Here is a 12,984-nt window from a genome sequence, read left to right as displayed (position 1 = left end):
CATGAGGGATTTTCCGGAAATCACCGTCGGTTTCATGCCTTTGCTCGACAGCGCCGTCCTCATCGCCGCGGTGGAAAAAGGTTTCGTCAGCGACGAGAACGTCGTCGCCAATCTCGTCCGGGAAAGCTCCTGGGCCAATATCCGCGACCGGATCGCGGTCGGACATTTCCAGGCGGCGCACATGCTGGCGCCAATGCCGATCAGCTCCAACCTCGGACTTTCGCCCTTGTCGGTTCCCCTGATCGCGCCCATGGCGCTGGGGCTCGGCGGCAATGCGGTGACGGTGTCGAATGCCTTGTTCAAGGCGATGGAGGAGGAGGGCTGCTCAGGTGACCTCGACCCGGCCACCGCCGGCGCGGCGCTGAAATCTGTCATCGCCAAGCGGCGGGCGGCGGGCGGCGATGGTCCCCGCTTCGCCGTCGTCCACCCGTTCTCGGGACACAATTACGAACTGCGCTATTGGCTCGCGGCCTGTGGCATCGATCCGGACCGGGACGTCGAGATCGCTGTCGTGCCGCCGCCGCTGATGGCCGACGCCCTGCGTTCCGGCCGTGTCGACGGTTATTGCGTCGGCGAACCCTGGAACACGATTGCCGTCGATCAGGGCATTGGCCGGATCGCCACCGTCAAGGCGCGCATCTGGCGCAACAGCCCGGAAAAGGTTCTCGGCGTCGCCAGGAAATGGGCCGACGACAACCGGCCCGTTTTGGAAGCGTTTCTGCGGGCCCTCTACCGGGCCGGCGAGTGGTGCGCGAAACCGGAAAACGCGGTCGAACTGGCCTCGATCCTGTCGGACCCGCGATGGCTCGGCATCGAGGAGCGGCTTTTGCTGCCGGCATTGACCGACAGCCTTGTGGTCGGCCCGAAGACCCTGATCGAGATCGACGACTTCTTCGTGCTGCACCAGAAGGCGGCGGCATTTCCATGGCAGAGCCACGCTTTGTGGTTCTACAGCCAGATGGTGCGTTGGGGGCATTGCAATCATTCCGCCAACAATGTGCTGATCGCCAGGGACAGCTACCGGCCCGACATCTACCGTCAGGCGTTGCGCCCTCTCTTTGCGCCGCTGCCCGGCGCCAATCTCAAGGTCGAGGGCGCGCTCTCCGCCGCCACGCCGGTCGGCGCATCGAATGCCGGGCTGGTGCTGGGCCCGGACGGCTTTTTCGACGGGCGAACCTTCGATCCGGACATGCTGGATGCCTACATTGCCAGCCAGCGGCGTGTTGAAAATTAAATCAGGGTCACGTCCAAATATTGTGCATTGCCTATAATTACGCCTTCGGTGTGGAGGCTGAGAATTGCTCATATTTGCGCCATTTAAGCTATCTGATTGTTTTTAAAGTATAAAAATTTCATATTGCCAACTGGCATGATTCCTGCTTGTATAAGTTCAGGTCCAGAGGGGGCCACAAAAAACAGATAACATCTGCGTCCAGCGTCGGGCGCTCGAAGGCAAGGCTGCCAAACCGTTTCCACACTCCACGGGAGTTGTTGAGACTGGTTCGGCAGCCTTTTTCGTTTGTTCTCTTCAATCTTACTCGGCCGTTGGAACTCCCACCATCGGCACATCGGAGGCAGGGAAATGAAAGTTACGAAAAGAACCGTCCTGAAATTCGGCTCGGTCGTTGCGGCGGCCAGCCTGCTGCCGGGCGTCATGCCGTCGGCGCGCGCCAGGGCCGAGAGCCTGGACGTGGAGAAGGACGAACTGAAGCTCGGCTTCATCAAGCTGACCGACATGGCGCCGCTGGCGATCGCCTATGAAAAGGGCTTCTTCGAGGACGAAGGCCTGTTCGTGACGCTCGAAGCCCAGGCCAACTGGAAGGTTCTGCTCGACCGCGTCATTACCGGCGAACTGGACGGCGCCCACATGCTGGCCGGCCAGCCGCTCGCCGCCACCATCGGCTTCGGTACCAAGGCCCATATCGTCACGCCCTTCTCGATGGACCTGAACGGCAACGCGATCACCGTTTCCAATGCCATCTGGGAGATGATGAAGGAGCACGTTCCGGTCGGTGACGACGGCAAGCCGGTGCACCCGATCAAGGCGGATGCGCTGAAACCGGTCGTCGACAAGTACAAGACGGAAGGCAAGCCGTTCAACATGGGCATGGTCTTCCCGGTTTCCACCCACAATTACGAGCTGCGCTACTGGCTGGCCTCCGGCGGCATCAATCCGGGCTTCTATTCGACCACCGACATTTCCGGCCAGATCAAGGCCGACGCGCTGTTGTCCGTCACCCCGCCGCCGCAGATGCCGGCGACGCTGGAGGCCGGCACCATCCTCGGCTACTGTGTCGGCGAACCGTGGAACCAGGCGGCTGTCTTCAAGGGCATCGGCGTTCCGGTCATCACCGACTACGAGATCTGGAAGAACAATCCGGAGAAGGTCTTCGGCATGACTGCCGAATTCGTCGAGAAGAACCCGAACACCGTACTGGCGCTCACCAAGGCGCTGATCCGCGCCGCCATGTGGCTCGACGAAAACAACAACGCCAACCGTGAAGAAGCCGTGCAGATCCTGTCGCAGCCGCAATATGTCGGCGCCGACGCCAAGGTCATCGCCAACTCCATGACGGGCACCTTCGAATACGAGAAGGGCGACAAGCGCGACGTTCCGGATTTCAACGTCTTCTTCCGCGACAACGCCACCTATCCCTTCTACTCCGACGCCATCTGGTATCTGACCCAGATGCGCCGCTGGGGCCAGATTCCGGAATACAAGGACGACAGCTGGTACGCCGATACCGCCAAGTCCGTCTACAAGCCGGACATCTACATGCAGGCAGCCCAGCTCCTGATCGATGAGGGCAAGGCGAAGAAGGAAGACTTCCCCTTCGGTTCCGACGGCTACCGCCCACCGGTCCCGGCCTCCGATTTCATCGACGGTATTGCCTACGATGGCAAGCAGCCGAACGCCTACATCGATGCCATGAAGATCGGCCTGAAGGACCACCAGATCGTCGACGGCACCGACATCGTCAACGGCTGACAACCGCTGTCCGGCCGGAGCGGATGCTGCGGCCGGACCCAATCTCACCAACTGCATGCAAGATCGAGGTTTTGAACCATGGCCGATGCCACCATTGCATTCGACGAAAGCGATAGCCGCCGCGCCGAACGCCGCGAAAGGGCTTTTCAGCGCATCAACAGGCTGGGCCGCTGGCTGGACGCGCTGGGACTGGCCTTCGTCACGCCGCTCCTGAAGATCGCCGCCGGCGACAACATTGCCGAGCAGTTGCAGGAGCTGAAGCGCGTCCTCATCATTCCGCTTGTCGGTATCGTCCTGTTCCTGGGCGCCTGGTCCGTGCTGGCGCCGCAGGTCAAGACCTCGCTCGGCGCCATTCCGGGTCCGCTCGCCGTCTGGGAGCAGGCCGGCGTGATGTGGGCCGACTACAAGGCGGAAGGGCTGAAGGCCGATGAATTCTACGCCCGCCAGGACGAGCGCAATGCCAAGTACAAGGAAGAAGGCAAGCTCGACCGGATCAAGTATCGCACCTACACCGGCCAGCCGACCTATATCTCGCAGATTACAACCTCGCTTCTGACCGTCGGCCTCGGCTTCCTCATCGCCACCCTGATCGCCGTACCGCTCGGCATTGCATCGGGCCTGTCGCGCACCTTCAACGGCGCGATCAATCCGCTGATCCAGATCTTCAAGCCGGTCTCGCCGCTCGCCTGGCTCCCGATCGTCACGATGATCGTCGCCGCGACCTACGAGAATCCGTATGATTTCATGCCGAAGTCTCTGGTCATCTCCGCCGTTACCGTGACGCTCTGTTCGCTCTGGCCGACGCTGATCAATACAGCGCTCGGTGTGGCTTCCATCGACAAGGACCTCGTCAATGTCGGCAAGGTGCTGCAGCTCTCCACCTGGACGACGGTGCGCAAGCTGGTGCTGCCGTCCGCGCTGCCGCTGATCTTCACCGGTCTGAGGCTCTCCCTCGGTGTGGGCTGGATGGTGCTGATCGCCGCTGAAATGCTGGCGCAGAACCCGGGCCTCGGCAAGTTCGTCTGGGACGAGTTCCAGAACGGCTCCTCGGATTCGCTCGCCCGCATCATGCTCGCCGTCTTCACCATCGGCATCATCGGTTTCGTGCTCGACCGCATCATGTATGCGCTCCAGCAGGCCTTCACCTTCTCGTCGAACCGGTAGGGGAGGGTATAATGACCATTCTCGAAATCTCCGGCGCGTCGAAAAGCTTCGGCTCGGGCAAGACCCGCAACGATGTGCTGGACGACGTCAACCTCAAGGTGGCCGAAGGGGAATTCATCGCCATCGTCGGCTTCTCCGGATCCGGCAAGTCGACGCTGATCTCGCTTCTGGCCGGCCTGTCGCGGCCGGACAGCGGCGCGGTGCTCTTCAAGGGTCGCGAAGTGACCGGTCCCGATCCGGAACGCGGCGTGGTTTTCCAGTCCTACGCGCTGATGCCGTGGCTGACCGTCTGGGGCAACGTTTCGCTGGCAGTCGACAGCGTCCACAAGAGCCTTGGCAAGTCCGAGCGCCGGGCCCTGGCGGAAAAGTACATCGAGATGGTCGGCCTCGGTCACGCCGTCGACCGCAGACCGGCCGAACTCTCCGGCGGTATGCGGCAGCGTGTCTCTGTCGCCCGGGCGCTTGCCATGCAGCCGGAAATCCTGCTGCTCGACGAGCCGCTGTCGGCGCTCGACGCGCTGACCCGCGCCAAGCTCCAGGACGAATTCGCCGAGATCTGCGAGCGCGAGAAGAAGACCATCGTCCTCATCACCAACGATGTCGACGAGGCCATCCTGCTTGCCGACCGCATCATTGCCCTGACGCCCGGCCCGAAGGCCACCCTGGGCAAGAGCTTTGCGGTCAACCTGGCCCGGCCACGCGCCCGCGCCGAGATGAACCACGACGAGGATTTCATCCGCATCCGTGCCGAGGTCACCGAATATCTCATGGATCTGGGCACGAAACGCGGCAGCGAGACGGAAAACGACATCGTCCTGCCGAATGTCGTTCCGATCACCCAGAAGCCCGCGGCCGAAAAGCTGCCTGCCGCCTACGAGAAGGCGGCCCAGACCGTCACCGAGAAGCGCTTCGTCGAATTCTACGACGTCAAGAAGGTCTATCCGACGCCGAAGGGGCCGCTGACCGTTGTCGACGGCTTCGAGCTGAAGATGGACAAGGGCGAGTTCATCTCGATCATCGGCCATTCCGGCTGCGGCAAGTCCACCGTCCTGTCGATGGTCGCGGGGCTCAACAAGATTTCCTCGGGCGGCATCGTGCTGGACGGCAAGGAAATCAGCGGCGCCGGACCGGACCGCGCGGTGGTCTTTCAGGCGCCGTCGCTGATGCCGTGGCTGACGGCGCGCGAGAACGTCGCCCTCGGCGTCGACAAGGTCTATCCGGACGCCACGCCTGCCGAGCGCAAGGACATCGTCGAATACTATCTCCACCGCGTCGGCCTCGGCGACGCCATGCATCGTCATGCCGCCGATCTGTCGAACGGCATGAAGCAGCGCGTCGGCATTGCCCGCGCCTTTGCGCTGTCGCCCAAGCTCCTCCTGCTCGACGAGCCCTTCGGGATGCTCGATAGCCTGACGCGCTGGGAGTTGCAGGAAGTGCTGATGGACGTGTGGAAACGCACCAAGGTCACGGCCATCTGCGTCACCCATGACGTCGACGAGGCGATCCTGCTCGCCGACCGCGTGGTGATGATGTCGAACGGTCCGAATGCCAGGATCGGCAACATCATGGAAGTCGACCTGCCGCGTCCGCGCACCCGCAAGGCGCTGCTCGCCCATCCCGACTACTACGCCTATCGCGAGGAACTCCTCGATTTTTTGGAAGCCTATGAAGGCGGCGCCGATCCCAGCGCCGAGCAACTGCAATCAATTCAGGAAAAACGCGCCGCCCGCATCGCCCGTCAGAAGGCGGCGGCCATGGAAGCTGCGGAGTAAACTCATGACAAAGAAGCTTGTCATCATTGGTAACGGCATGGCGCCAGGCCGCATGCTGGACGAATTGTTCGAAAAGGCGCCCGGTCTCTACGACGTCACTATCTTCAACGCCGAGCCGCGCGTCAATTACGACCGCATCATGCTCTCGCCGGTTCTTTCCGGCGAAAAGGCCTATGAGGACATCATCATCCACACGGATGAATGGTATGCCGCGCACGGTGTGACGCTGCACAAGGGCGCAAAGGTCGCGAAGATCGATCGCGAGGCCAAGACGGTGACCGCCGAAAACGGTGTCACCGCTTCCTACGACAAGCTGGTGATCGCCACCGGCTCCTCGCCCTTCATCATCCCGGTACCGGGCCACGATCTGCCCGGCGTTCTCGCCTATCGCGACCTTGACGACGTGTCGAAGATGCTCGACATCGCGGCGCGCAAGGGCAGGGCGGTCGTCATCGGCGGCGGCCTGCTCGGCCTGGAAGCGGCCTATGGTCTCAAGCGCCAGGGCATGGAAGTGACCGTCATCCACCTGATGCCGACGATCATGGAACGCCAGCTCGATCCGGCCGCGGCCTATCTTCTCGAAAAGGCGTTGACCGAACGCGGCATCGAGATCATCACCAAGGCTAACACGAAGCGCATCATCGGCGAGGACAAGGTCACCGGCATCGAGCTGGAAGACGGGCGCGTCATCGACGCCGATATGGTCGTCATGGCGGTCGGCATCCGCCCGGCCTCCGCCCTTGCCAAGGACGCCGGCATCGCCGTCAACCGCGGCATCGTCGTCGACGACGGCATGATGACCTCCGATCCGGACGTCTACGCTCTCGGCGAATGCGCCGAACATCGCGGCGTCTGCTACGGTCTCGTCGCGCCGCTTTACGAAAGCGCGCGCGTGCTCGCCGATCGCCTGACCGGCGGCAGCGGCGAATACCAGGGTTCGGTCGTCAACACCAAGCTGAAGGTCACCGGCATCAACCTCTTCTCGGCCGGTGATTTCGCTGATGGCGACGACCGCCAGGAGATCGTGCTGCGCGATGCCAATGCCGGCGTCTACAAGCGGCTGATCCTCAAGGACAACCGGATCATCGGCGCCGTTCTCTACGGCGAAACCGCCGACGGCTCCTGGTTCTTCGACCTGATGAAACGCCAGGTCGACATTACTGAAATGCGCGACACGCTGATCTTCGGCCAGGCTTACCAGGGCGGTGCCCCGCTGGACCCTACGGCGGCCGTTGCAGCCTTGCCGGATGATGCGGAAATCTGCGGCTGCAACGGCGTATGCAAATCCAAGATCACCGGCACGATCACGGCCAAGGGACTGACGACGCTCGACGAAGTCCGCGCCCACACCAAGGCGTCGGCCTCCTGCGGCTCGTGCACCCATCTCGTCGAACAACTGATGGCCGTCACGCTCGGCGACAGCTACAATCCGCAGGCCGTCAAGCCGATGTGCGGCTGCACCGACTTCAGCCACGACGACGTGCGCCGGCTGATCGTCGCCAAGAAGCTGAAGACGATCCCGGCCGTCATGCAGGAGCTCGAATGGAAGACCTCCTGCGGCTGCGCCAAGTGCCGGCCAGCGCTCAACTACTACCTCGTCTGCGACTGGCCGGATGAATATGCCGACGACTACCAGTCGCGTTTCATCAACGAGCGCGTCCACGCCAACATCCAGAAGGACGGCACCTATTCCGTCGTTCCGCGGATGTGGGGCGGAGTGACCTCGTCGGCTGAACTCCGCGCCATCGCCGATGTCGTCGACAAGTTCAACATCCCGACGGTCAAGGTCACTGGCGGCCAGCGCATCGACATGCTGGGCATCCACAAGGAAGACCTGCCCGCCGTCTGGGCCGATCTCGGCAAGGCCGGCTTCGTCTCCGGCCAGGCCTATGCCAAGGGCCTGCGGACGGTGAAGACCTGCGTAGGCTCCGACTGGTGCCGCTTCGGCACGCAGGATTCGACCGGGCTCGGCATCCGGCTGGAGAAATTCATGTGGGGTTCCTGGACCCCGGCCAAGGTGAAGCTCGCCGTTTCCGGCTGTCCGCGCAATTGCGCGGAAGCGACCTGCAAGGACGTCGGCGTCATCTGCGTCGACAGCGGCTACGAAATCCACTTCGCCGGTGCTGCCGGCCTCGACATCAAGGGCACGGAAGTCCTGGGCCTCGTGAAAACCGAGGAGGAGGCGCTCGAATACATCGTTGCCCTGACGCAGATGTACCGCGAACAGGGCCACTATCTCGAGCGCATCTACAAGTGGGCCAAACGCATCGGCTACGATGAGGTCCGCCGCCAGATCATGGACGATGCCGAAAAGCGCAAGGCCTATTTCGACCGCTTCGTCTTCAGCCAGAAATTCGCGCAGGTCGACCCCTGGTCGGAACGCGTGTCCGGCAAGGACAAGCATGAGTTCAAGCCGATGGCGAGCGTCGGCTATTCCGCAGCCGCCGAATAAGGGGAAACGTCATGAACTGGATTTCAATCGGCAGACTCGAGGACATTCCGCGCCGCGGTGCGCGCTGCGTGAAAACCCCTCACGGCAAGATCGCGGTCTTCCGCACCATGGACGACCACGTTTTCGCGATCGAGGATCACTGCCCGCACAAGGGCGGCCCGCTCTCCCAGGGCATCGTTCACGGCCATGACGTGACATGCCCGCTGCACAACTGGGTAATCTCGCTCGAAACCGGCAAGGCGCTCGGTGCGGACGAGGGCGCGGTCAAGACCGTACCGGTGAAAAACGACGAGGGCGCTCTCTCCATTGCCCTCGAAAGCTTGATGATGGCGGCGGAATAGCCGTCGGGAAGAAGTTCCCCAACCTGCCAAGGAATATACGTCTTGGGAGGGAAACTGGCGTGGTCCGCAGTGGCCACGCACCTTTTCCCGGGGTCGGGGAAGGGAAGACAAGGAAACGGATCGATTGAGCGCGGTGAACCATGGCCTGTGACGTCAAGACAACCTGCCCCTATTGCGGCGTCGGCTGCGGCGTCATTGCGACGGTTGCCGATGATGGGGCCGTCACCATCAAGGGTGATCCGGATCATCCGGCCAATTATGGGCGGCTCTGCTCCAAGGGATCGGCGCTCGCCGATACGCTCGACCTCGACGACCGCATTCTCAATCCGGAAATTGGCGGCCAGCGCGCCGCCTGGAACGAGGCGTTCGATCTCATTGCGAAGACCTTCTCGGAAACGATCGCCGAGCACGGCCCGGATTCGGTCGCCTTCTATGTCTCGGGCCAGCTTCTGACGGAAGACTATTACGTTGCCAACAAGCTGATGAAGGGCTTCATCGGTTCCGCCAACATCGACACCAATTCCAGGCTCTGCATGGCCTCGTCGGTTGCCGGTCATCGCCGGGCCTTCGGATCGGACACGGTTCCGGGCACCTATGAGGACCTCGAACTGGCCGATCTCGTCATCCTGACCGGTTCCAACCTCGCCTGGTGCCATCCGGTGATCTACCAGCGCATTGCGGCGGCGAAGGCGAAGCGTCCCGACATGAAGGTGGTGCTGATCGATCCGCGCCGCACCATGACGGCCGATATCGCCGACCTGCATCTTGCGATCCGCCCGGATGGCGATATGGCGCTGTTCAATGGACTGCTTGCCCATCTCGCCGGCAGTCCCGTCCTCGACACGGCCTATATCGCGGCCCATACGCATGGCTTTGCCGACGCTCTGGCCGCGGCCAGGGCCTTGAGCGTCGCCAGCGTGGCCGATGCCACCGGGATCGACGAGGAGACGCTGAAGGCGTTCTACAACCTCTTTGAAGCCACGGAAAAGGTCGTCACCTGCTACAGCCAGGGCGTCAACCAGTCGTCTGCCGGCACCGACAAGGTCAATGCCATCATCAACTGCCATCTGGCGACGGGGCGTATCGGCCGGCCCGGCATGGGGCCGTTCTCGCTGACCGGCCAGCCGAACGCCATGGGGGGCCGCGAGGTCGGCGGCCTCGCCAACATGCTCGCCGCGCACATGGCGATCGAAAATCCCGGACACCGGGATCTGGTCCAGACATTCTGGAACGCACCGGCAATGCCGGATAAACCCGGCCTGAAGGCAGTCGACATGTTCGAGGCCGTCGCCGATGGCCGCATCAAGGCGCTGTGGATCATGGCGACCAATCCGGTCGTCTCGCTGCCGGACGCCGATCGGGTTCGCGAGGCGATCCGCAACTGCCCGTTCGTCGTCGTCTCCGACATCCTGAAGACCACCGACACGGCCGAACTCGCCGATGTGCTGCTGCCCTCGGAAGGCTGGGGCGAGAAGAACGGCACGGTGACCAACTCAGAGCGCCGCATCTCCCGGCAGCGCCGTTTCCTGAAAGCGCCGGGCGAGGCAGTCGCCGACTGGCGCCAGTTTGCCGAAGTCGGAAAGCGCATGGGCTTTGCCGATGCCTTTGCCTGGACGACAGCGGCAGAGATCTTCGCCGAACACGCCGCGCTGTCGGCGCATGAGAACCGCGGCAACCGGGATTTCGATATCGGCGCCTATGCTGAAATCGACAGAGAGACGTTCGATGCCATGCAGCCCTTCCAGTGGCCGCAGCCCAAAGGCATGGACCGGCAGGAGACCCGTTTCTTTGCCGACGGCCGCTTCTACCACCAGGACGGCAAGGCCCGCTTCATTGCGGTCGCGACGGTGACTCCGGAGCGCGCCGACGGTGACTTTCCCTATCTGCTCAACACCGGCCGCATCCGCGATCATTGGCATACCATGACGCGGACCGGCAAAAGCGCCCGCCTTTCGGCCCATATTGCCGAGCCCTTCGCCGAAATTCATCCGGAAGACGCGCTGAAGATCGGCATCCGCGATGCGGGCCTCGTCCAGCTGGAAAGTCCGCATGGGCGGGTCGCTGTCCGCGCCCTGCTGACCCGTCGCCAGCACCGCGGCAGCATCTTTGTCCCGATGCACTGGACCGACCAGTATTCCGCCAATGCCCGCATTGACGCCCTGGTCGCGCCGTTGACCGATCCCGTGTCGGGCCAGCCGGCATCGAAGAACGTTGCGATCCGTGCCTCCGCCTTTCCGGCAACGGCCTTCGGCTTCGCCGTCAGCGCCACAAAGCCGGAACAGCCCGACTGCGCCTATTGGGCGCTGGCGCGTGCCGAAGGCGGTTGGCGCATGGAGTTCGCCTTCACCGATCCGGTCGAGAACGTTGACGCCTGGTGCCGCAAGGTTCTCGGGGTGCCGGACACGGCCGAATGCATCGGCTATGAAGACCGTCACAGCGGCCATGTCCGCCTTGCCTATTTTGCCGGTGACCGTCTCGTCGCGGCGCTGTTCGTGGCGCGCCAGCCGGTCGCGGTGTCGCGCAACTGGATGGTTGCGCAACTGACGGAGGTCCATGCGGATCCCGCCGCCCGCAATGCTTTGGTCGCCGGCAGACCCGGAGCCGATCGTCCCGACCCCGGCGCCACCGTCTGCTCCTGCTTCTCCGTCGGCGTCAACCAGATCGTTGCGGCGGTGCAGGCCGGCAATGCCACCGTCGAGGCCATCGGCAAATGCCTGAACGCCGGAACCAATTGCGGCTCCTGCCGCGCCGAAATCAGGGGGGTCATCGATGGATGCCATGTCGCTGCCGCTGAATGAAATGCCGACGCGCCCGGCGCCGGCCCGCATGGCGCCGCTCGCCAAGCTGCCCGTCTTCTGGTCTCTGGAAGGAAAGCCGGTGCTCGTTGCCGGCGGGTCGGACGCTGCGGCCTGGAAAGCCGAGCTTCTGGCGGCCTGCGGTGCCGAAGTTCACGTCTGGGCACCGGAAGGCGAGCTTGGCGAGGCCATGGGCGCTCTCCTCCGCAATCCGCCGGTCCACACCGCCGCCTCGCTCGTGCTTCATGAGGCTGGCTGGAGCGGGTCCGCATTCGACGGCATGGCGATCGCCATAGCCGACTGCGAAACCGAGGAAGAAGCGGCAGAATTCTTCGATGCGGCCAGGGCGGCAGGCGTTCCGGTCAACGTCATCGACAAGCCTGTCTTCTGCCAGTTCCAGTTTGGCGCGATCGTCAACCGCTCGCCGGTCGTCGTATCCATTTCGACGGATGGCGCGGCGCCGATCCTCGGCCAAGCGATCCGCCGGCGGATCGAGACGCTGTTGCCGCCGGCGCTGAAGGATTGGGCGGCGCTCGCACAGTTGCTGCGCGAAAAGGTCAACGAGAGCCTCAAGCCCGGTGCGCCGCGCCGCGCCTTCTGGGAGCGCTTCACCGACCGGGCGCTGACAACGAATGACAAGCCTCGGGAGGACGAGGATGCGCGGCTGATGGCGGATCTTGCGCGGCTGGAAACGGCCGCCGGCGCCATCGGCCGCGTCACGCTCGTCGGCGCCGGTCCGGGAGATGCAGAATTGCTGACGCTGAAGGCGGTGCGCGCGCTGCAGGCCGCCGATGTCATCCTGTTCGACGATCTGGTGTCGCCGGAGGTGCTGGAACTCGCCCGCCGCGAGGCGAAACGCATGCTGGTCGGCAAGCGCGGCGGCCGCGAAAGCTGCCGTCAGGAAGACATCAACGACATGATGGTGGCCTTTGCCCGGGCCGGCAAGCGCGTCGTGCGCCTGAAGGCCGGCGACCCGGTGATCTTCGGTCGGGCTGGGGAGGAGATTTCGCGTCTGCAAAGTGAGGGAATTGCCGTCGATATCGTGCCCGGCATCACGTCGGCCAGCGCCATGGCCGCAAGGCTCGGCGTCTCGCTGACCCACCGCGACTGCGCGCAATCGGTCCGCTTCGTGACCGGTCATTCGAAGAAGGGTGAATTGCCGGAAGATATCGACTGGAAGGCGCTGAGCGACCCGACGGCCACGACCATCTTCTACATGGGCGGCCGCACCGCCGCCAAGATCGAGGCCCGCCTCGTCGGAGCCGGCCTTTCGGCCTCAACCCCCATCGTCATCATGTCCTCCGTCTCCCGCAGCAACGAACGCCGCTGGACGGGCACGCTCGGTGGCCTCGGCGCCGCCATGCAGGAAATCGGCGTCGATGAGCCGGTATTGATTGGGGTTGGCCGGGTGTTCGCAGACGTGGCCCGGGCGGAGGCTTCGCAGTCCGTTCCCCACTTCTCTTGGGGCTGA

At 63.5% G+C, this 12,984-nt stretch carries 8 protein-coding genes; all 8 read left to right on the top strand.

Annotation, left to right across the window (positions count from 1 at the left end):
• The first annotated feature begins 1 nt into the window (after position 1).
• The 8 genes from ACU5AY_RS13230 to cysG all read left to right on the top strand — a co-directional run bounded on the left by ACU5AY_RS13230 (position 2) and on the right by cysG (position 12,984).
• Positions 2–1,234 carry a CmpA/NrtA family ABC transporter substrate-binding protein gene (locus tag ACU5AY_RS13230; protein WP_446826568.1) on the top strand — a complete coding sequence of 411 codons (1,233 nt, stop codon included), beginning with the start codon at positions 2–4 and terminating at the stop codon, positions 1,232–1,234.
• Between the two features lie 348 nt (positions 1,235–1,582).
• A complete protein-coding gene (locus tag ACU5AY_RS13225; protein WP_446826567.1) occupies positions 1,583–2,989 on the top strand; it encodes a CmpA/NrtA family ABC transporter substrate-binding protein in 1,407 nt (468 codons plus the stop codon).
• A 78-nt stretch (positions 2,990–3,067) separates the two neighbouring features.
• Positions 3,068–4,153 carry an ABC transporter permease gene (locus ACU5AY_RS13220; protein ID WP_446825158.1) on the top strand — a complete coding sequence of 362 codons (1,086 nt, stop codon included), beginning with the start codon at positions 3,068–3,070 and terminating at the stop codon, positions 4,151–4,153.
• An 11-nt stretch (positions 4,154–4,164) separates the two neighbouring features.
• Positions 4,165–5,925: an ABC transporter ATP-binding protein gene (locus ACU5AY_RS13215; protein ID WP_446826566.1), complete on the top strand. Its 1,761-nt coding sequence runs from the start codon at positions 4,165–4,167 to the stop codon at positions 5,923–5,925.
• A 4-nt stretch (positions 5,926–5,929) separates the two neighbouring features.
• A complete protein-coding gene (nirB, locus tag ACU5AY_RS13210; RefSeq protein WP_446826565.1) occupies positions 5,930–8,377 on the top strand; it encodes a nitrite reductase large subunit NirB in 2,448 nt (815 codons plus the stop codon).
• Positions 8,378–8,388: 11 nt separating this feature from the next.
• A complete protein-coding gene (gene nirD / locus ACU5AY_RS13205; protein WP_446826564.1) occupies positions 8,389–8,718 on the top strand; it encodes a nitrite reductase small subunit NirD in 330 nt (109 codons plus the stop codon).
• 140 nt (positions 8,719–8,858) lie between these two features.
• Positions 8,859–11,516: a nitrate reductase gene (locus ACU5AY_RS13200; protein ID WP_446826563.1), complete on the top strand. Its 2,658-nt coding sequence runs from the start codon at positions 8,859–8,861 to the stop codon at positions 11,514–11,516.
• Complete coding sequence (gene cysG / locus ACU5AY_RS13195) at positions 11,488–12,984, top strand: siroheme synthase CysG (RefSeq protein WP_446826562.1); 1,497 nt, start codon at positions 11,488–11,490, stop codon at positions 12,982–12,984. Before ACU5AY_RS13200 ends, cysG begins: the two co-directional genes overlap by 29 nt.

This window comes from Rhizobium sp. PAMB 3174, assembly GCF_052908375.1.
This window is presented reverse-complemented; position numbering and strand designations above follow the sequence as displayed.